31 protein-coding genes are annotated in these 20104 nt (G+C 45.1%); all 31 read left to right on the forward strand.

Annotated elements, in window-relative coordinates; genetic code table 11:
- Positions 1 to 55 precede the first annotated feature (55 nt).
- The 31 genes from J2T14_RS22245 to J2T14_RS30950 all read left to right on the forward strand — a co-directional run bounded on the left by J2T14_RS22245 (position 56) and on the right by J2T14_RS30950 (position 19994).
- A complete protein-coding gene (locus J2T14_RS22245; RefSeq protein WP_307474293.1) occupies positions 56 to 205 on the forward strand; it encodes a hypothetical protein in 150 nt (49 codons plus the stop codon).
- The gene (locus J2T14_RS22250; protein WP_307474296.1) at positions 202 to 558 is read left to right on the forward strand and encodes a YopX family protein; all 357 of its coding nucleotides are present in this window, start codon (positions 202 to 204) and stop codon (positions 556 to 558) included. The genes J2T14_RS22245 and J2T14_RS22250 overlap by 4 nt, the downstream gene beginning before the upstream one ends.
- The gene (locus J2T14_RS22255; RefSeq protein ID WP_307474298.1) at positions 555 to 686 is read left to right on the forward strand and encodes a hypothetical protein; all 132 of its coding nucleotides are present in this window, start codon (positions 555 to 557) and stop codon (positions 684 to 686) included. Before J2T14_RS22250 ends, J2T14_RS22255 begins: the two co-directional genes overlap by 4 nt.
- 4 nt (positions 687 to 690) lie before the next feature.
- Positions 691 to 1050 (forward strand): RusA family crossover junction endodeoxyribonuclease, encoded by a 360-nt coding sequence (locus tag J2T14_RS22260; RefSeq protein WP_307474300.1) that lies wholly within the window; start codon positions 691 to 693, stop codon positions 1048 to 1050.
- A 311-nt stretch (positions 1051 to 1361) separates the two neighbouring features.
- Positions 1362 to 1910 carry an HNH endonuclease gene (locus tag J2T14_RS22265; protein ID WP_307474303.1) on the forward strand — a complete coding sequence of 183 codons (549 nt, stop codon included), beginning with the start codon at positions 1362 to 1364 and terminating at the stop codon, positions 1908 to 1910.
- A gap of 58 nt (positions 1911 to 1968) precedes the next feature.
- The gene (locus J2T14_RS30945; protein WP_373458190.1) at positions 1969 to 2112 is read left to right on the forward strand and encodes a helix-turn-helix domain-containing protein; all 144 of its coding nucleotides are present in this window, start codon (positions 1969 to 1971) and stop codon (positions 2110 to 2112) included.
- Between the two features lie 253 nt (positions 2113 to 2365).
- On the forward strand, positions 2366 to 3247 hold the full coding sequence (locus J2T14_RS22270; protein ID WP_307474306.1) for a hypothetical protein: 882 nt from the start codon (positions 2366 to 2368) through the stop codon (positions 3245 to 3247).
- The gene (locus J2T14_RS22275; RefSeq protein WP_307474308.1) at positions 3247 to 3666 is read left to right on the forward strand and encodes an HD domain-containing protein; all 420 of its coding nucleotides are present in this window, start codon (positions 3247 to 3249) and stop codon (positions 3664 to 3666) included. Before J2T14_RS22270 ends, J2T14_RS22275 begins: the two co-directional genes overlap by 1 nt.
- A gap of 194 nt (positions 3667 to 3860) precedes the next feature.
- The gene (locus J2T14_RS22280) at positions 3861 to 4334 is read left to right on the forward strand and encodes a sigma factor-like helix-turn-helix DNA-binding protein (RefSeq protein WP_307474310.1); all 474 of its coding nucleotides are present in this window, start codon (positions 3861 to 3863) and stop codon (positions 4332 to 4334) included.
- Between the two features lie 332 nt (positions 4335 to 4666).
- Entirely contained in the window at positions 4667 to 4822 is a 156-nt protein-coding gene (locus J2T14_RS22285) for a hypothetical protein (RefSeq protein WP_307474312.1), read from the forward strand.
- On the forward strand, positions 4815 to 5012 hold the full coding sequence (locus J2T14_RS22290; protein WP_307474314.1) for a hypothetical protein: 198 nt from the start codon (positions 4815 to 4817) through the stop codon (positions 5010 to 5012). The genes J2T14_RS22285 and J2T14_RS22290 overlap by 8 nt, the downstream gene beginning before the upstream one ends.
- 176 nt (positions 5013 to 5188) lie before the next feature.
- Entirely contained in the window at positions 5189 to 5380 is a 192-nt protein-coding gene (locus J2T14_RS22295) for a hypothetical protein (protein ID WP_307474317.1), read from the forward strand.
- Positions 5381 to 5410: 30 nt separating this feature from the next.
- Positions 5411 to 5851: a helix-turn-helix domain-containing protein gene (locus J2T14_RS22300; protein ID WP_307474319.1), complete on the forward strand. Its 441-nt coding sequence runs from the start codon at positions 5411 to 5413 to the stop codon at positions 5849 to 5851.
- The gene (locus J2T14_RS22305) at positions 5838 to 7346 is read left to right on the forward strand and encodes a PBSX family phage terminase large subunit (RefSeq protein ID WP_307474321.1); all 1509 of its coding nucleotides are present in this window, start codon (positions 5838 to 5840) and stop codon (positions 7344 to 7346) included. Before J2T14_RS22300 ends, J2T14_RS22305 begins: the two co-directional genes overlap by 14 nt.
- Before the next feature lies 1 nt (position 7347).
- Positions 7348 to 9345, forward strand: a complete 1998-nt coding sequence (locus J2T14_RS22310) for a hypothetical protein (RefSeq protein WP_307474323.1) — start codon at positions 7348 to 7350, stop codon at positions 9343 to 9345.
- A 2-nt stretch (positions 9346 to 9347) separates the two neighbouring features.
- Positions 9348 to 9557, forward strand: coding sequence for a hypothetical protein (locus J2T14_RS22315; RefSeq protein ID WP_307474325.1), 210 nt, complete (start codon positions 9348 to 9350; stop codon positions 9555 to 9557).
- Between the two features lie 69 nt (positions 9558 to 9626).
- Positions 9627 to 9758, forward strand: coding sequence for a hypothetical protein (locus tag J2T14_RS22320; protein WP_307474327.1), 132 nt, complete (start codon positions 9627 to 9629; stop codon positions 9756 to 9758).
- A 61-nt stretch (positions 9759 to 9819) separates the two neighbouring features.
- Positions 9820 to 10617 carry a hypothetical protein gene (locus J2T14_RS22325; protein WP_307474329.1) on the forward strand — a complete coding sequence of 266 codons (798 nt, stop codon included), beginning with the start codon at positions 9820 to 9822 and terminating at the stop codon, positions 10615 to 10617.
- An 11-nt stretch (positions 10618 to 10628) separates the two neighbouring features.
- Entirely contained in the window at positions 10629 to 11024 is a 396-nt protein-coding gene (locus J2T14_RS22330) for a hypothetical protein (RefSeq protein WP_307474331.1), read from the forward strand.
- 15 nt (positions 11025 to 11039) lie between these two features.
- Positions 11040 to 12056 carry a phage major capsid protein gene (locus J2T14_RS22335; protein ID WP_307474333.1) on the forward strand — a complete coding sequence of 339 codons (1017 nt, stop codon included), beginning with the start codon at positions 11040 to 11042 and terminating at the stop codon, positions 12054 to 12056.
- 12 nt (positions 12057 to 12068) lie between these two features.
- Positions 12069 to 12389: a hypothetical protein gene (locus J2T14_RS22340; protein ID WP_307474335.1), complete on the forward strand. Its 321-nt coding sequence runs from the start codon at positions 12069 to 12071 to the stop codon at positions 12387 to 12389.
- Between the two features lie 7 nt (positions 12390 to 12396).
- Complete coding sequence (locus J2T14_RS22345) at positions 12397 to 12576, forward strand: hypothetical protein (RefSeq protein ID WP_307474337.1); 180 nt, start codon at positions 12397 to 12399, stop codon at positions 12574 to 12576.
- Positions 12577 to 12607: 31 nt separating this feature from the next.
- Positions 12608 to 12865, forward strand: a complete 258-nt coding sequence (locus J2T14_RS22350; protein ID WP_307474339.1) for a hypothetical protein — start codon at positions 12608 to 12610, stop codon at positions 12863 to 12865.
- Positions 12865 to 13101 (forward strand): spike base protein, RCAP_Rcc01079 family, encoded by a 237-nt coding sequence (locus J2T14_RS22355; protein WP_307474341.1) that lies wholly within the window; start codon positions 12865 to 12867, stop codon positions 13099 to 13101. Before J2T14_RS22350 ends, J2T14_RS22355 begins: the two co-directional genes overlap by 1 nt.
- 8 nt (positions 13102 to 13109) lie before the next feature.
- The gene (locus tag J2T14_RS22360; protein WP_307474343.1) at positions 13110 to 13679 is read left to right on the forward strand and encodes a phage adaptor protein; all 570 of its coding nucleotides are present in this window, start codon (positions 13110 to 13112) and stop codon (positions 13677 to 13679) included.
- A gap of 2 nt (positions 13680 to 13681) precedes the next feature.
- Positions 13682 to 15310 carry a right-handed parallel beta-helix repeat-containing protein gene (locus tag J2T14_RS22365; protein ID WP_307474345.1) on the forward strand — a complete coding sequence of 543 codons (1629 nt, stop codon included), beginning with the start codon at positions 13682 to 13684 and terminating at the stop codon, positions 15308 to 15310.
- Between the two features lie 154 nt (positions 15311 to 15464).
- Positions 15465 to 16769, forward strand: a complete 1305-nt coding sequence (locus J2T14_RS22370; RefSeq protein WP_307474347.1) for a hypothetical protein — start codon at positions 15465 to 15467, stop codon at positions 16767 to 16769.
- Positions 16770 to 16778: 9 nt separating this feature from the next.
- Complete coding sequence (locus J2T14_RS22375; protein ID WP_307474349.1) at positions 16779 to 17576, forward strand: hypothetical protein; 798 nt, start codon at positions 16779 to 16781, stop codon at positions 17574 to 17576.
- 59 nt (positions 17577 to 17635) lie between these two features.
- Positions 17636 to 18196 carry a hypothetical protein gene (locus J2T14_RS22380; protein ID WP_307474351.1) on the forward strand — a complete coding sequence of 187 codons (561 nt, stop codon included), beginning with the start codon at positions 17636 to 17638 and terminating at the stop codon, positions 18194 to 18196.
- A gap of 35 nt (positions 18197 to 18231) precedes the next feature.
- Entirely contained in the window at positions 18232 to 19608 is a 1377-nt protein-coding gene (locus J2T14_RS22385) for a hypothetical protein (protein ID WP_307474352.1), read from the forward strand.
- Between the two features lie 152 nt (positions 19609 to 19760).
- Positions 19761 to 19994, forward strand: coding sequence for a transglycosylase SLT domain-containing protein (locus tag J2T14_RS30950; RefSeq protein WP_373458191.1), 234 nt, complete (start codon positions 19761 to 19763; stop codon positions 19992 to 19994).
- The last annotated feature ends 110 nt before the right edge of the window (positions 19995 to 20104 follow it).

Consider the following 20104-nt stretch of genomic DNA (forward strand, 5'->3'; position numbering starts at 1 on the left):
TGTAGGCCGAACAGGGTCGAATAGGGTGAAATATGAGATAGAGGAGATGATACGAATGAAATCAAACAGACCAAGTGAAAGAGTTAGCCATAACCCGATTATGAAGGCTACACGGTCAGGTAAGCCAGTTATATCGCTAGAAGAGAAGAAGAGACAGAAGCAATCGTATAAAAGCTATTACGTGGGCGGTGACGACGCATCATGAGAGAGATTAAGTTTCGTTATTGGCATAAAGAAGATAAGCGATTCTTTAGTCCATGGTCTCGTGGATGGAGATTTGAAGGAGAAAACGGGCAGATGTATGTGAACGGAATGAATGTAACTGATCGCTGCGAAATCATGCAATACACCGGCCTAAAGGATTCTAACGGAGTGGAGATATACGAGGGAGACATCGTGCAGAAAGATGGGGTGAACTTTGTAATCGAGTGGGCTCATACTGGGTGGCATGCAACTGGAACAAAAAGCGCTTGGTCGAATTTCCAACCTGATATTTTTGTTGTAGTGGGGAACAAGTACAACTACGATCATCTGTTAATCAAGGAGGAATCACAATGATAGCCTATCGACTAAAAGTAGGAAGCTTTACTTGTCAACGCCGGATGCCCTTCATCGAAGCGGAGCACATGAAGAAAAAGCTGGATAAGCATGTTAGAGACGTTGTTATTATCGCAGAGAGGGAGTGAGAGATTGCAGACAATCAAGATTAACAATATCCCGCCAACACAAAATGAACTACGGCGTATGCACTTTAGGCAGATAGCAGCAGAAAAGAAAGAGTGGGAGCATATCATAGCAATAATCGTGAGAGAGCAAGGTATAAGGCCCGTCGAATGTGTAAACATGACGTATGAGTTTCACTTCCCAGACAAGAGAAGACGAGATCCCGACAACTATGCTGCATCGGCTAAAATGCTTCAAGATGGATTAGTAAAGGCTGGAGTGCTAGTAGACGACAATTTCGAATATGTGCGTGAGCTTCGGATTACAAAGGGCGAGAACAGCAAACACCCATTTATCATAATCACGTTGGAGGAGGTCGGTGCATGACAGCCTATCAATTCACAGTTTGGAAGAGAAAGATGGAGAAGGAAAAACGTCGGAAGGAAAAAGAGCTGGATTATATGAGAAGTGGGATCGCAAAATTCTATCAGAAGGTATGGTGATTGCATGACTCCTTTAGAGGAATTGCTAGAACAAGCGAAATACAACAAGAAAAAAGGGATCGCGGTTATCTCTACTGAGTTTGTGATAAAGAAACTTAATGATCATCGCAAACATGAAAGGGTGCTACGACCTCCTGAGAGCCTAGTAGAGACGTTGTAAGAGTGAATTGGTAGTCTAGAGGGTTTTAACTGTGAATGGGTTTAAAATCGATTTTAGAAGTGTTTAAGGAGGTAATGGACATTAGAAACAGATACGAAATAAAAGGAAGTATAACGACAATATTCATTGACACTGAGAAAGGGGTGCTTGAATTTCTTGTAAGTACTAATAAGTTAGAAATTCTTGATAACTACTCCGGAAAATTTGTGAAAACAGGAAAAGGAAAACATATATATGGAATTGGATCTGTTAAGTATAAAGATATTGAACATCCTTATTTGCATCGGCTTCTTACAAATGCACCCAAAGGATTGGTTGTAGATCATATAAACCACGATACTTTTGATAATACCAACGAGAATTTAAGAATTGTAACTGCTTCGGGAAATGCAAGGAATAGAATTGATACAGGACCAAATGGGCCATGTGGAACAAGAGGAGTATACCTCTGCGAAAGTACTGGGAAATATAACTTTATTATCAACCGAAAGTATAACAAGGAATATGATAGATTTGATAACTTTGAAGATGCCAAAAAAGCTTCAGACGATTACTTCAAAGATAATCCCGAATATACTTTTTGATTAAATCAAGTATGAAGGATGGTAAGCCATGGACTATATTTCAGGAATTAAGGAATATATGAGCAAACGAGGCATGACGCAAGGTCAATTTGCTAATCATATCGGTGTGGATGAACACACGATCACAAGATGGTTGAGAGGTAAGACGCAGCCAAGGGCTGGAGCTATGAGGGATATGGTTGATAGGGTGTTGGGGATATGAACGGATATTTAATTATTGGAATAGCAGTGGTTGTGTTAATTCTTGTATGGGTGTACCCAAAAAAATGGTGGAAGTAATTCAGTGAATATTAAATTACTTAGCAATATTTTGACTTTTATAATTGCTAAACGATCCCGTCAAAAGAAAAGTAAAATTACGTAAAAACCTTGATTTATAAGGGTTTAACACTGGTATTTACAGCTAAAAAATGATAAAATAGAGTAAGACTATTTTGCTCAGGAGGCGAATATAAATGGACGGAAATCAAGTAATCGACAACGGCATAAAAGAAACGATTTATCAAGTGTTTGATGCGGTGTTACCTGCAGAGACGGGACATAAATTGATCGGCATAAACGAGTATGAAGAACTCGCGACCATGTTCCGGCAGATGGTTGATATGGCAGTAGACGATAACCTAACAGCATTACATACATCGGTAAATGAGCAGCTAGAGGCAAAGGATGCTGAGATTACTGCACTTAACGCGAACTTGATTGATATCGATACAAGGCTGCGAGAATCGATCCGCAAGGAACAATATGCAACTGAGAACTATGAACGCGCTCAATCTCATATTGAACGATTGGATGATGAAGGAATAAGACTTGCAAATGCGTTAGCTGCCGAAGAAGAAAAGAATGTTCAGATGATTGAGCAGTTAAAAGCGAAAGATGATCAGATCGCTAAACTCACGGAAGAGATCAACAAGCCTAAACAAAGCACAATTATCATACCAAGCCATACAAAGCCTAATGCGACATTGCAACAGATGATGGAGCAGGCTAAGAATAAATCGATTAAGACGCAAGCAGAACTAGCGTTAAGCGGAGAAACATTCAGAGGTACGGTGCAACTCACTCCACCTAAACTTGGAGGCGGCGAAACCGACAACAACACGTTTCACGTCGAAGCTCCTACGGTTGACATTGGCGACAGTGGGGTTTTGGTTCCCGAAGCGGCGATAACATACGAACTGCCTCCCAGCGTCCCGCAATCGGATGCCGAAGTACCAACCGACTCCGCTAACGGAGAAGTGGCTGATAAAGCAGTTGAGACAGAACTTGAAAAGCGACTCAACAACATCGAATCGAGATTGGCACAGCTTGAACAGTCGGCGGTGAATGCAGCGTAATGGCAACGTTGAACGATGCAATAATATTGGCGACAACAATGCACAAAGGGCAGTATGACAAGGGTGGACATCCATATATACTTCACCCTCTCAGGATAATGTTAATGGCAGACAGCGATGTAAACAGAATAGTTGCAGTGCTGCATGATGTGGTTGAAGATACAGAAGTCACTCTAGAGGGTTTACGACAACTCGGTTACGGTGATGAAATTGTCGAGGCTATTGACCACTTAACCAGAAGAGAATCCGAGACGTATATGGAGTTCATAGCCAGAACCAAACAAAATGAAATCGCAAGAGTCGTTAAGCTACTTGATATCGAGGATAATTCCGATCTTTCAAGATTGAGCGAAGTTACTCAACAAGATTTGACTAGGGCTAAACGGTACTCTAAGGCTAAAGAAATACTGATGGGATAGCAAAGCCACATAAACGTACCAAAAGGAACTAGCCCTAAAAAGCGATGTTCCTTTTATGTAAATATAGTAATGTCATTAAACAAAAGGTGGTGTTCCAGTGTTCGGATTAAAATGGAAAGTGTGGGACATACCGCTAATCATAATATTGGTTATCAAGGATCTAAGGAAACGAAGAAAACGGAGGAGGATGCACAATGAACCGTGAACAGATCACAGAGGCGCTTAAATCGCTACCGGCATACAAATATGCAATATCTCGCTATGAGCGTCATATAACCGTTCCAAGCGCAGGAATAGCGAACTACAGCGGAATGCAAGGTGGATCGGGAGCGCCGGAGAGATTCTTCGCAATGGTTGGGAAAGCCGCTGATATGGGCATGACATCGTATAGAGACTTACTCGATTATGAGAACTATAAACGTATTGTAGAGGATCTAGAGGGAGCTTTAGATGTGCTCACAGACGACGAACGCATCGTTATCAAGATGAAGTGGGTACACGATATTACATTGCGGCAGATATCCAACCAGCGTAACTTGAGTATCGCAACAGTAGAGAGGCGGCATAAGAGGGCATTGTCGAAGCTGACGGATGCGCTAAGATTCACGAAAGCGAAAGTACCATACATCGAAATGCACAACAGATGCGAGGAATTGAGTGTTTCTTGATGGGTTTTTGATAGGTATGACGGTATATAATCGTATTATAGGAAACTGGCGAATGAGCAACAGGTAGCTTTTTGCGCAGCCGCTGTTCACGCCGTTTCCTCCTTGGTATAATTAGCAAGAATGCCGGTTGCGATGAAAGTGGTTAATAACACGCACGGGAAAAACCCCTCTCAACGATGGGAGCTAACCCGACCACTAACCGTCCACTAGCAGGTGGGTTGCATTCAACTTTGATCTAAAGCTGACCCATAAGGGTGTAAGCACAGCAATAGATATTCTATGTGACCTGAGGGGCCTTATGGGCTCCTTTTGTCGTTCTTAGGAGGCAACCAATGGAAAAGCGAATCACAATCACAATGAATCAGATAGACGGATCAATCGAGTATGAGCATGATGGGAAACCGACATATGCAGAAGCATTAGGAATGCTAGAATATACGAAGATGATCGTTACAAAGGAATGGATGGAGGAGATTGGCGATGTATGACATTAAACAAGTGAAAGATATGATCGAAAATGGTGGTATTGCGGTTAATGAAAAGTTGCAAGAGCGGATCATGAACGATCAAATGACGGAAGAAGATCACGCTTTTGTTTCTAGGGCGTTTGAAACAATGAGAGGCGTAACGAAACATGGCATTGAAGGATATAAGGAAATGACTGGATTTATAGAGTGATGCACATGAAGCGCAAAGCAAAGCGTCGCATAAAGATACTACTCATGATTGGCGCTATAACGGCAGGCATGATCGTAGGTAAGCTGATATGATCGCGCTGACTGTTACGGTATGGGCGATAGTAGGAGTTGTCTTAATCGGATTTATGCGTGGAGCGAAGTGAGAGGAGGGATCAAATGGACCAGTATGAAATTAAATTACCGACGCCAAATTACTACATTGAGTGGAAGAACGAGGACGGAACTACTGATAAGTTAAACATTAGTGATTCTGGTGAGTTGCTATTAAACGGAAACAGTGTAGAGAGCTTGGACGATCATAAACAGATGATCAAACTTCTGCTTAAAGCAATATGCTTGTTGGTTTGATAGCAAATATGTTATGAGAGGAGGGATAGTATGGCAGTAGGGAAATACGAGACGCATGTTAAGCCCAAGCTACTGCTAATTGAGGCATGGGCGAGGGATGGATTGACTGACGAGGACATATATAAGAACTTGGATATATCGCATGATTCGTTTTACAAGTACAAGAAGGAACACTCTGAGTTAACTGAGGCCTTAAAACGCGGGAAGGAAGTTATCGACGTAATGGTCGAGAATGCTCTCCTTAAAGCGGCACTTGGGTATGATTACACCGAGGAAGAATTAAACAAAATGACAGGCGATCCAATCGAGCTAAGAAAGGTCGCTCATCCAAATACAACAGCGCTCATCTTCTGGCTCAAGAACCGTAAGCCGAAGCAATGGCGTGACAAACAAGAACTCGAGCATCTTGGTGGCATAGCTATCAAAGTAGGATTGCCACAAGCTCCGGTACCGGTCGATGACAACGATTGATGTGGATCTGACCGAACTGCCTAACCTTACACCACAAAAGTTTTACCCGTTGTACTGGAATGAATCGCGGTACATGGTACTTATGGGTGGTGGTGGATCGGGTAAGTCGGTATTCATCACTCAGAAGATCGTCACTCGGATGCTTAACGAAACTGGTCATCGCTTCTTGGTGCTCCGTAAGGTTGCTAAGACGTTGCGTGAATCGGTATTCGCTGAGATAAAGAAAACAATCTACCGTTGGGGTGTCCAGGATCTATTCACGATCCCTAAAGGAGCAACATCGGAGTTGCATATAACCTGTGTAAACGGGAATGAAATACTGTTCGCCGGATTGGATGACGTTGAAAAGCTAAAGTCCATCAGTGGCGTTACATCAGTCTGGATCGAGGAAGCAAGCGAGATCAGCACCGAAGACTATCGGCAACTCGACATTCGGATGCGTGGTAAGTCAAGGAATTACAAACAGATGATGATCAGCTTTAACCCGATCGACATAAACCATTGGCTTAAGAAGGAATTCTTCGATCAGAAGAAGCCTAATGCGGTCACAAAGCATTCTACGTACTTGGATAACCCGTTCCTGCCTGACGAGGATAAAGCGGTTCTAGAGGCGTTTAAGCACTCTGACCCATACTTCTATCAAGTCTACTGTTTAGGAGAATGGGGCGTACTTGGCAAGACGATATTCCCTAAACAGATCGTATCTGAACGAATCGCATACTTACGAAACCGACAGCCGCTGAAACGCGGTTATTTTTATTATGACCACGATGATACAAAGGTGCTGGATGAATCAATCAAGTGGGTAGACGATTCGGCCGGAGCTATTACCATATACGAGGATACGAAGCCAAACTTGCCTTACGTGCTTGGTGGAGATACGGCCGGTGAAGGTTCAGACAACTTTACAGGCCACATCATCAACAACACAACAGGCAATCAAGCAGCGGTCCTCAAACAGCAATATGACGAGATTGACTATGCAAGGCAGATGTATTGCTTGGCTAAGTATTACAACACAGCTCTCGTAGGCATCGAGGTTAACTTTTCCACCTATCCGCTTAGGAAGTTCGAGGAGTGGAAGTATCCGAAGCTTTATGTTCGCGAGGTTCAGGACAGCTACACTCATAAGCTTGAGAAGCGTTTCGGATTCCTCACAGGGAAGATCACACGACCGCTTATCATTGCGAATCTCGTAACTATCGTTAAAGAGTCTGTACACCTCATTAACGACATTCCAACGCTGGAAGAGATGCTAACCTTCGTGAAGAACGAAAACGGCAGAGCAGAGGCGCAGGATGGCGCACACGATGACTTGCTAATGGGTCTCGCGATTACTTATCAGATTAGGGATCAACAAAGCTATGGTCATGAAATGACTGAGAAGTTTGATCTATCTAAGCTGCCTGAGGATTTGCGTGAAGACTACTGGAACGCGCCGGCTGATAAGCGACCGTATCTGCTCAAAAAATGGGGATTAGTAAAGGCGGGATAATATGGACATATTCAAGCCATTTAAAGCGGCTGGAAAGGCGGTGAAAGAGATGTTAGATACCGTCAGTGAAGTAGCAGAGAGTGCAGCCGATGAGGTTGAGCAAGAAGCGCGACTGCAATACTGGCAAAATAAGCTTGAAGTATCGAAAGCCAGTTATCCGCTGGATGCGATGGATGAGCGCGAATACATCTACCTTGGCTCGCGTGGCGTGGATGCGAACGTGAATAGTAAGCAGCGGCCCAGTAAGATGGCAAACATGGTCTATAACATCGCATACGAATTTACGGAATCGCAGGTTGATCCAACAGTACCGCAGCCATCGGTCAAGAGTAAGCGTCCGGAGTATTCTTGGTTGGCGACGATGATCGAGGATAGCCTAGCGAATGACATTGCAGAGTTGGGCATTGAACGCATCAACGACTATAACGAGCGTATAACGCCTGTACAGGGACTTTCTATCATCGAGGTAGCTTGGAACCCTGATTATAAGCACAAGCTCCACAGAGGCGAAATACAGCTAATAAGCCGCCATCCAAAGCAACTGATACCTCAACAGGGGATTTACCGGTTACAGGAGATGGATTACTTCTTTGTGCTAGAGAGCATGACCAAAGAGCAGATCATGAGAGACTACGGCAAAGATGTTGATTACGCCGGCGAGGAACACTCTGACGTAACGAATCTTTCCGGAAACGAAAACTCTTTCAATAACGAGAACGAGAAAGTCACCAAAATAACGTGCTGGTACAAGGACGAAGACGACGACATTAGTAAATTCAGTTGGGTTGAGCATACGGTACTTGAAGATTATCCGAAATTCTTTTACCGGCGGTTGGATCGTTGCACAAGCTGTAACGAGGTCAAGGATTTGGAAGTGTTCGAGGAAACAGGCCAATGCGCTATGTGTGGTTCAACTAAGTTTGAATCAACGATTGAGAAGGAAGAGACGCTTGCCGCGCCTATGAGGATCGGGAATAAAGAGCTTCTTCCAGTAGGTACGCAGGTTCCATATTTCGTTCCTACCAGATACCCGTTTTCTATCCGCATCAACGTCCCGAAAAACTTCTCATTCGAAGGGCAGAGTGATGTTGATGTTATACGCGATCAGCAAGACACAATTAAGAAGGCTGCTACAAAGGCTGAAGAGAAGATCATCAAAGGCGGTAGTGTCTTTACGTTAGCCGAGGATCAAGCGAATCAGATAACGGATGAAACCTACCAAATCATACGAATGACCCCTCAACAAAAACAGGTATTTGGCGTAGAAAATCTTCAAGCTGACATCGGTCCCGAGCTAATGTGGATACAAGATGCCTATAAGAAGGCTCAGTCCATGCTAGGCATAACGGATAGCTTCCAAGGTAAGGAAGATCCTACGGCTAAGTCAGGCGTTGCTAAGCAGATTCAGGTCCAGCAAGCCAGCGGCAGGATGCAATCGAAGCAGAAGAACAAGTATGAAGCCTTCAAAGAGCTATTCGAGATCATGTGGGAGTTCAAGCTTGCGTTCTATGATGAGCTAAGGCCGTATCTTCCCAAGGATCAAGAAGGCAAGGAAATGCTGCAGGTGTTTGATAAGTATGCTTTCGTCCTTCGTGATGGGGAGGGCAAGCTTTACTACAACACGGACTTCATATTCAGTGCTGATAGCGCTCAAGGGTTGCCGAAGGATAAGATATTCATCTTCAACCAAGCGAAAGAGATGTCTGCAGCCGGTCTAATCGATCCTATTCAGTTCTGGGGCATCATGGAGCAGATTGGATTCCCTAACGCTAAGCTGATTAAGAAGCAGTTAGAGGAACGGCAACAAGCGGAGCAACAAGCACAGCAACAGAAAGCAATGATCGATGAACAAAACGCTCAAGCTCAGTTAGAGCAAGCTAATCAGCCGGCATCATTTGATGACGAAGTTGGAAGCCTGCCTGGTCCGATGCAGGACATGTACAAGAAGCTTCCGCCTGAAGCTAGGGCGCAGATTATGAAGCAGGCAATGGGAGGCTGATTATGAGTGGTGTAATCGAGGTTTCTCGTGAAGTTGATCATGACCTATGCCGAATGTGTCCTCATGACAAAGAATGTAGATCAGTTTGTATTGCCATCGAATCACTTGTTCAGTTGGCTAAGGTTCGCAGTCCTTTGGCTCAATTAGAATATATCTACAATGTGGGAACAAGGCTGGATCTAGATAATAGTTACACTTCAAAAGATTTATAGCAGGCCATTCGCAGAGCAGCGGTGGCCTTTTCTCATGCCATTTTGGGCACAACGAAGGGTGGTGACAGTATGAAACAGGAAAATTACAAGATTCCTAACCAATCCAGCGCAATGGTTAAGGCTCCGCAAAACATCATCAAGGACTCCAAAAAGCCTAAGGTGACAAAAGGCGGCGACCTTCGTGCAAGAGGTAGCAAATGACACTCGGAAAGACGAGTACTTCGCGTGAGATCGCGCAAAAAACTCTTGATGGAGGTAAAGCATGAGTGAAGCAATAGAGCCAACTGTAGACGCAGGATTTGAGGAAGTCGTGGACCCTCAGGATGAAGTTGAAATCGAACAAGAAGCCGACCTGGACGAAGGCGTAAAAGATTCTGTCCCCGCCGAGCAGAAACAGGACCCGGAGTTAAATTCCAAGTTCGCGGAGATGCGCCGGAGAGCCGAAGCAGCTGATGCTCGCGCTAAGAAGGCTGATGATGTGGTAGCCAAGCAATGGGGCCATATCGGAGTCACAACCGTCGAACAATTAGAACAGCACCTGGAAAGAGAAGCGCGTCAAGCTGAGGAAGAACGCTGGCGTGATATGGGGTTAGAGCCTGACGAGGTTCAAAAGCTCATTGACGAAAAGCTTGAGAACCATCCAGACGTGCTAGCTGCTAAGAAGAGCAAACAGGAGTCGTTCAGAGCCACGCAAATGGAAAAGTTGAATAAAACCTACGGACTGGATATTAAGACCGTAGAGGACATTCAGAACCTTCCTAATGCGGAAGCGATGATTCAAAAGATCGTAGCCGGTTACGAGTGGGATGAAGCGTACCTTGTAACGCATCAGGACCACATCACGCAGAACTTAGCTTCTAGAGCTAAACAATCTGCATTGAATAACCAGCAAAGCAAGGCGCACCTCAAAACGACCAAAGGCGGCAGTGATGTTGATACATTCACACCGGATCCTGAGGTTATGGCGAATTACAGGTCCATGTTCAGGAAGGAACTTCGCCAAGGGAAGATGACGGAAAAAGATCTAATCACACATTATCGTAAATCAATAAGCAAATAGGAGGGTTACACATGGGATTTGTTCCAGTAAAAAGCATGGATGGCGCATCCGATCCGTTTGAATACGGTTTGATGACAAACGCTGAAGCAGTAACAATTAACGAGGCCTTGAAATTCACAAGCGGCCGGCTAACGAAAGCATCGGGTACGGATATTCCCGAAGCAATCGCTTTAGCAACCAAAGCAGCCGGTACAGACGTGAAAATTCCGTTTGTGCGGTTGGATGAGCAGCGCGAGTTTGAAGTTAAATCAACGGCCACCGTTGCGTCAACGCTCGTTGGTAATAAGGTTACCTTGCACACCGATGGATTGAACGTCACAGCGACGACAACCAGTGGTGTGTTTTTGATTTCTGCAACAGACGGAGCAACAACAAATTCAACAGTGCGCGGGTATTTTAGACGCTAAGAGGAGGGCTAATACATGGCTGGTATTGTATTTAATAAAGCATCGGGACTCAACGATTCTATCTATGGTAAGTCGCAAGAGCCGATTAAGTTAATGGTCGAGCAAGGAATCGAGGCGTTCCAAGCGTATTCCATCGTCGACAACGTATTTATGATGGACGAAACAAGCAATTACGCTGAGAAATACACGTCTGAAACGGCTTTGGGCGACTTTGAAGCAGTCGGTGAGGGCGGTGCATACCCGCGAAACACCTTCCAAGAAGGCTTCTCGAAGGTTATCGAGCCAGAAGAGTGGAAGAACTCGTTCGAAGTTACGCAACAAATGATCGAGGATTCCAAGATGGGCAAGATCAAGCAACGCGCAAACCAGTTCACACTGGCTTACAATCGCGGCCGTGAGAAGTTTGCGACTTCTTTGCTGAACTCTGGCACATCGACAAGCATTAATTTCGGTAAAAACAATGCATCCTTCAATATCGCTGCAGCTGATGGCAAGGCGCTCTTCGCTACGGACCACCCGTCGATCACAGGCGGCACATCGGCACAGTCGAATTACTTCGGCAATGCGTTCTCTTACGATGCGCTATCCTATGTCGAGGAAGCCATGCAGAAGTTTACGGACGATGACGGCAACATCCTCAATGTTATGCCTGATACGATCATCATTCCGGCGAATGCTCGCATCAAAAAGCAAGTGTTCGATGTAATCGGCGCGGATAGCGGCGCTCCTGGTACGGCAAACAACTCCTTCAACGTTCAATTCGGACGCTGGAACGTAATCATGTCGCCATACCTTACGAATGCATCCGGCATTACTTCGGGTACGGATTCGTGGTATTTGATGGATTCGTCGTTTAACGAAGCGTACGCTGGCCTTGTATGGCTTGAGCGCGTGGCGCTTACTATCAAGTCGTACGTTGACGAGAACACTGATAACAACGTGTTCAAGGCTCGTAGCCGCTACGGTGCTGCTCCAAACAACTGGAGAGCAATCGCGAAAGTTAATCCGGGACTAGGAACAGTATTGTCCTAAGGAGGGAATAGCATGGCGAGTTCAAATACAACAAGCTACTCGGGTTTAGCCCTTGGAGATAATGATCTATTTACAGCGGTCGTTAACGGTTCATCCGTTTTCGACCCTGCTTCTTTAACGACTTATACGGGTACAGCATCAAGTGCTGTAACGATCACTGGTGCTGCATTTGGTGACTATGTGCTTGTTTCAGCTCCATACGATGCTACTGGCATTATTGCAGTTGGGTGTGTGAGTGCGGCTAATGCGGTGAAAATCACCGTGTTTAATGCAACTGCTGGGACAATCGACCTTGCTTCCGGCACTTGGAAGATTAAGTTGCTGAAAGGGTAGGTGTCCTATGGCAAATAGTCAGTGGGGTGTACCGGTAACGCATGAAAAACGGAAAGCTCCGTATACGGAGAAGCAAAAAGCAACCAAGGAAATGAATGAAGGACAAAGAAAATTCGTTGAACATTGGAATTTATTCGTGGATATACTGCAAGAAAACGGATTGATGGAGGACAAGAAGGGGGGCTGATGCTCCCCTTTTTTATTTAGGAGGGGATACAGTGCTAAATCCACTTGATCAAGTCGAAAGAAATCTCGTCAAGACAGAGCATCATCTGATGTTTCACCTTATCTTAGAGCAGCAAGAAACCAACCGTTTGCTGCGCGAAATCAGTGAATCAAGTAAAGGCGTAGAAACGAGGGAAGAAATCAAGCGCCCTGAGTTGATGAAACGCATGGCAAAGCTTGCTAATAAGCCTCAAGGATGGAATAAGTGGAGCAACGAAGAAATCATTGAACATTTGAAAGGGGTGTCGTAATGAGAGTAATAACAGCACCAATGACGGGAGTAGCGTCAGTTACGCCGAGCGACAGCACGGTCATAGCGACAACACACGGATTAATGGTATCCGTTGCAGGAGACGTAGCGGTCCAATTCGAGGACGGTTCAACAGCTACCATAGCAAGCGCTATTGCCGGCGTTGTATATCCGTTTGCTGTAACTAAAGTATTGAGTACAGGGACGGCCGCGACCGGCATCCTTGCACTTTACTAGGTGATGCCATGCCTAGTGTACAAGAAATTGTAACGAAAATACGCAAGAAGTACCCTAACGGGTCAACTGATGCTGAAATTATCGCGCTAATCGATACATGGCAGAAGCGAATATTCCGCAAATATCGCATTCCGACTAGTTCCGAATATGAAATTTACGCCGACACCTACGCTTACATCGTGGGCATCAAGCCTCGTCTGATATTCGATGTGCTAATCGATGGCGTGTCTTATCCAAAAAAACAGCTTACTGGCGGTTCTTCGGGATCGAGCCAATATCATACGTTCATCGACGAGTATTTACGCATCTATCCAACACCTTTGGAAGATACAACGATGACAATTTACTACTATGAAACTCCTGTAACTCTGTCATCGGCCGGCGTTATACCGCAGCTGGACGAGGATTTCCATGATTTATTGATGTATGGACCATGCAAAGAACTGGCTGAAGACGATCAACGTTATGACGTAGCATCGGGATTCGCTATTCAATACACCGATTTAGAAGCTGAATTGGCAGAAGTGTTTCAAATATTACCTGAGCCGGAATCGGTTCTAAGCGAATCGGGGTGGTAGCAATGGTTTTGAAGGTATCGGAGCAGATAAATAAACAAAACAATTCCGTCAACAATCAAAAGATTTGGGGAGACCTTATTTTCAATGTAAAAGTGTATGGAGCTAAAGGTGACGGAGTAACAGACGACAGCACGTCGATACTTGTCACGATTAATGCTGCTAAAGTTAGTGGAGGGACAGTTTTTTTTCCACCTGGAACGTATAAGCTGGATATCCCTATACAATTCACGATTAGTAATTCTGAGTTTACTGGTGTTAATGCAACGATCGACTGCAGAGGAACAAGCGATATTCCTGGTGTAAATGGTCAAGGTGGCGGAATGACGGTAACGGGTAACAATAATGTGTTTCGCGGGTTATCCTTTCTTGGATACCACGCCGATCAAGGATCCACACTTTACGGATTCGGGGATCTTTTAGCCATCATCGGAAATCTCAACAAAGTTATCGAATGCAACTTCGCCGAGGGAAATAGCGGCGCATTATACTTCAACGGAAATAAAAACCTTGTTACCGAATCAAACTTTGATACTTGCAACAATCACGCCATCGCAGGAGCCGACTTTGGTGCTATCAATATCATAGGCGGATATGGAAATATCGTAAGCAACTGTTGGATCGAAAATCAATACTACTCAGGTATCGCCGTATTCGGAGACGTTACAAAGACGAAATTACTTGATAACTACATCAAATGTTCTAGCCCTTTGGGTCAAGATACATCAATGGGCATTTACGTGTTCGATGGTGGAGCTAGAGACTTGGATATAATCGGTAATACGATTGAAAATGTCACAGCGGAAGCGATGGCTATTTTCAGTAAATCAACACTACCTACAGAAAATGTAACCATCGAGAACAATACGATGAGGGATTATGACGGTACTGGGCTAGCGATCTACATGAGCACGGACAGCGCAACAAGTACGAACGTGAAAATATCTAACAATACGTTCCAGTCTAAAACGCTTGATCCAGGGTTCCATATCTATACTGAAATGATGAACAAATCCTCCATCGTAGATAACACCATTCTCGGAAGAGAAACGGGTGTCGGAACAATTGGAACAGGGATTCACGTCGGAAGCACGCCAAATAGCAATATTGTAAAAGACAATCACATTTTCAATGTCGGAATCGGAATTTTCTTTGCTGACTTTTTGGGTGGTGACTGCTCTAACAATGAGATCGTCAAATGCACGACAGGTATATCCTATCAAAACTGCCAACGCGCCAAAATATCAGGAAATAACATAGCGGACTGCACGACACCGCTAAACAAGGTGCTAAATGCTGATTTCGCATTTGTTGCTGGAAACATGATCAGCGGTCAAACAACAGCCCCAAATGGCATTGCGGTTTATGGGGATATGCAGACCACTACAGGGGCAACAAGTCCTTACGCGACCGGTACACTTACAGCAGGAAGCGCAACGATTACTTTCTTTAATATCGATGACGGCGATGCGTTCGTCGTGATTCCAACGTCTTATGCAGTCGCGGCAAACTGCGGGGCATTATATGTGGCCGAGCAAAATGCTAGTTTAGATACGATGATCATAAAATCCACTAACGCAGCAGACACACGGAAATTCTTTGTCCTAAAAATCGCAAGAGGCGGTTTGTCGTAATGTCCAAGTCGGACCATACTGCGACACAGAAAGGAGGACCTAAATGAGAGGCTGGCCCAGCGTTAGAGAAGTAGCGCCATCTCACGTATTGAGGGAATTCCGTGGCATAAATCGGCTAGATCAATTCGCGATAGCTGATGAGTATGCAACTGACATGAAAAACTTAACATCTGATAATTACCCGGCCTTCTCGACGAGGTCGGGTTTTTCATTGCTCGGCAGCGCCTTTGCGAATCCGATACTCGGTCTAGCTTCTTGGAAGAACAGCGAACTACACACCGTGTCTAACGGCAACTGGCACAGGTTCGTGAGTGGATCGTGGGGGGCGGCGCTTAAAACAGGGCTATCCACGGCAGCAGAGTGGTCGTTCACCAACTTCAAGGGGAATTTAACGGAGATCAATCTGATTGGATCAAACGGAATAGATGCTGTTCAAAGGTATAACGGCACAACCGTACAGACATTAACAGGAGCACCGTCAAGCGCCAACTACATCACGACCTATTCTAACCGCTTATTTGCCGCTGTAGGGAACACGGTACACGCATCTGAGCTAAATGTACCAACGAACTGGACAACGACCATAGGGAGCGATGCAGACCCTTTTCAGATCATTGTTAGTTCTACTGATGGCGAGACGATAAATGCGCTGCGTCCTGGCATTGGACATTTAACTATCTTCAAGCCGAATTCCATGTACGAACTGTTCGGTGAGGATATCTCCAATGTACGCATTGAGCCGATTGATCTAGAGGTTGGAGCAATCAATAACAAGTGTGTAGTCACGCTGAACGGCATTGTGTTCATGATCCATCGTACAGGTATCTACCGATACGGAGGAGGTACAAGACCGTCTAGGGACTTCTCGCAACCGGTTCAGGCTTATATCGATCAAATGAACACAGCGGCAAGGAGTAAATGCTGCATTGGCACGGACGGCGAGAAGGTCTACTGTAGCATCCCAGTAACGTCCTCAACAGCTCCTGATACCGTTCTTGTCTATGACCCTAAGTATGACATGTGGACCGTATGGGAGGACTTCTCAGCGCTTCATATGGCGCAATCATCGTTCAATGCCTACATGGGGTTCAATGATGGAAGGGTAGTTCAATTGGGCGGTACGACAGACAACGGAACGCCGATATCATTCGAGCGCGTTTCCAAGCCTTTTGGATCCGCATCGCTCAATAAGCTGATTAGATGGTTCAAGCTATGGATTATGTGTGATGTGCCGTCCGGATCCACATTAAATATCTACTTGAGCCCGTCAGCTACTGGCGATTCTGACTGGACACTCGTCGGATACATCGACCCAGCGACAAACTATCAGAGCAAGCGGATCATCTTAACACCAACTCAGATCGCGAACAGCAACTACGTACGAATAAAATTCAGCGGCAGCGGACCGGTCACAGTTTACGAGCTGGACAGGGATCAACGCGAATTTCCGCTTATATAGGAGGGTATTATGGGAACAGTTAGTTTGCCTAACCTTGACTCTATTTTGCAGATCAAAGACCCCGATAAGAGGTTCGAGGAGCTAGTCAACACGGTCGGGATTCTCATAAAGAATCTGTCTGAGATCAATGGTTACATCAACAGTAAGAACGTCTTCGAAGTCGGGGGATGGCGAGTAAACAGTAAGGATATGTCTTCAATCGATAAAGATGTCGGGATGTCTACCGAGGATACTACTGCTGACGACACTAGATTTTGGGCTGGAAGCCCCGACAAGGATACAGCCCCATGGCGTGTTACGAAAAGCGGTAAAATGACGGCCACAGGGGCTCTGATACAAAGCTCTGACGACTCGTACCCTCGCGTTGTGTTTGATCCTGATTCAGATTTGTTTGGCGCTTATGCAACAGCAACTAATTTCATAAATATAAAAGCCAGTGATGCGGGAGAGCCGTTGTTGTACTTTGATAACGGGGTAAATCTAATTCGACACGCCTTACTAGGTAACACCTATAATTTAGGTGTAGTAGGGAATTTCGACTTAGCCGCGACAGATAACTTGACGATACAAGGTACTGGTACGTCATCGACAATCACTTTAAAACCAGGAACCGGTGCTAGTGGTAGGGTTACTGTTCCATCGTGGACAAAACTATATTCTACTGGTGACATTCAATCATTGCAGACAGCTCTAAACGCAAAAGCTAATTCTTTCTCTGGAGCTACAAGTACCGTCTATGTCGCGACAACATCAGGAGGGCCAGCAACTACGCCTATATCATTTTCCAATGGAATACGAACAACTTAATTTCCAAATATCATATCTAGTGATATAATGATCTCAAAAATTGGAAATGAGGTCGGGAAATGAAAAAGGTTGTTATTGCATTTGTAGCAGGGGCGCTACTTATGGTATCCGGTCAAGCATTGGCTGAATCTATATCGCAGGTAGGTAAGAAGGTTGGCGGTGAAGCGATTGTAGAATTGAATGATACACAGTTAAGCAACGCTATTATTGTAGATGGAAAGTCTTACGCTCCTGTTCGTGATATCGCTGAATCTTTTGGCGCGGATGTGGAGTTTGAAGGGGCTACAAAAGAGTCAAAGGCGGTGATTAAACTGATTACTACAACAGACGGTAGCGAAATGCCGGCGGCCCATAAACTTGTTATACTAAATGAACAGCGTGGGAAAGTTGCTGAAGAAATTACAAGAAGAGAATCTGCAAACACCAATTTGTTAAATGATAATGCAATAATTGAAAAAGATATTGAAGGTATTACCCAAGAGTGGGCAAAGGATATCCAACGAGCAAAAATTACAAGCAATAATGCTATAATCGCAGAAAATGAAGTGCTTCTGGTAGACCTAAAAGCACAGCTTGCTGAAATCGACAAACAAATAGCAGAACTAGAGTCGGCTCAATAGCCGGCTCTTTTTTATGCCAAGAAAGGGGAACCGTTATGGCGATAGCAGATCTATACAGCGCACATAAGAAGAGCCCACACAAGACAGCAGGCTCCGGACTCGACAGAATTAATAAAGTAGCTACCAATACAGTTAAAACAGAGCCGTTTGATCTCGGTACAGCGTACGATAACAATCTTAAAATGAAGTACCGGCAGCAGGGAATAGACGCTCTAAAGCCGCCCGAACCGTTCAAGATGGACCTAGCTTCGATTCAATCAGATCCAACATACCAAGCAGCAATGCAGAGCGCAAAAGAGGCTACGCAAGTTGCAGAGGGTGACATATCCGCAGCGATGAATAGACGCGGGATCATGAACAGCACTATAAACGCCAACGCTGCCTCTAATGCAGCACAAGCAGAATACGGTAGAGTTAACCGCGAACTGCTCCCAGGTCTTATAGAGGACCAGTACAAACGGTACGTTGATAGCGCGAATATGAACCGTCAACATGCTTCTGATCTGTTCGGTGTATCTGATATGTACAGCAACGATGAACAGACGGCCTTCAACAATTCCGTCACTGAGGCTGGATTGACGGGTAATTACCTCTCACCTGAAGCTCGCGGCATAGCTAACCAAATCGTTAAACTTGGCGAAGCTTGGAAAACAGGCACGCCGGAGCAGAAAGATATCTACCACGAACAAGCTAATCAGCTACGAGCAAGGCTTTCTGGTTTAGGTGTGGATCCTTCATTATTCGGAGCTAACATCAGCACTGAGGGACGTATGGCCAACATCGGAAAAGCAGGAGTACGAACGCTAGCTGGTGAAGCGCAAGATTACAATCAAGTTGCTGATACAATGGATCGGACATTCAATCAAGGAATTACAATGGCTGATCTTACGGGAACATTGCCTAACGGGCAGAAGACTACCGCAGAGCAACAACGACAACTTTCAAATCTATGGACGGCTGCATCGCAAACCGGAACGATACCTGACGCTCTTGCTGATATGTACGGCATTCCACGCGGTACAAAGACACAAAATGCCATTGCACAGGCTGAAAGTATTGCCCAAGGTTGGGCTGGTCAGGCTCTTAACCGTGAGGAATTTGAAGATAGAAGCGCGCAAGGCTGGGCTGGACTTGATTTCGATATGGCTAATGCCGATACCAAAGCAGCAGACAGCACATTCACACCTAGCCAAGTTCGTTCAGATATTGAACAGCGGTTCCCGCAATTCTTTAAGCCGGATGATTACGGAGAGATTGCAAAGCCAACGGCAACCGACCTTGAATCGATGTACCAGTCAGTCATTGGATACGGATTGGATGAGGCAGCGGAGAATGACATTTTACGCAGCATTGGCTTAAATGACAAACAAATAGCCGATCTTGATAAGAAATTCTTATCCCCGGGAAACTGAATAGCCCCTCTGCTAATGGTGGAGGGGCTTACAACAATTATTTCAAAGCTGAGAAAGATGCTAAAGGAAATCCGAAGGCGTTTGCTTCAGCTAATGCAGCGGTATCAAAAGCGCTCTCTGACGGCGGTTACGACTCCTCATGGCTCAAGCCTCTGATGGAGCTAGTTGCAAGGGAATCGAGCTTTAACGCCAACGCTAAGAACCCTAATTCTACGGCTGCAGGATTGTTCCAGTTCCTTGACGACACACGCAAGAACTACGGCGGTAATAAGGTCGATTGGAGCGATCCGTACCAACAGGCGGTTGCCGGTATTCAGTATGTGAAAGATAGATACGGAAGTCCTGAGAAAGCACTCGCTTTCTGGGATAAAAACAAATGGTACTAGGGAGTGGTGAAGATGGCACGGCGTGACCGTTTAAAACAAGGACAAGATGCAAAAGAGCGTGTCATGGCTCGTCTGTCTGCTGGAGGTAGCACGTCTACCTCTAGCGCTCC

This window comes from Paenibacillus harenae, assembly GCF_030812415.1.
Lineage (GTDB): Bacteria > Bacillota > Bacilli > Paenibacillales > Paenibacillaceae > Pristimantibacillus > Pristimantibacillus harenae_A.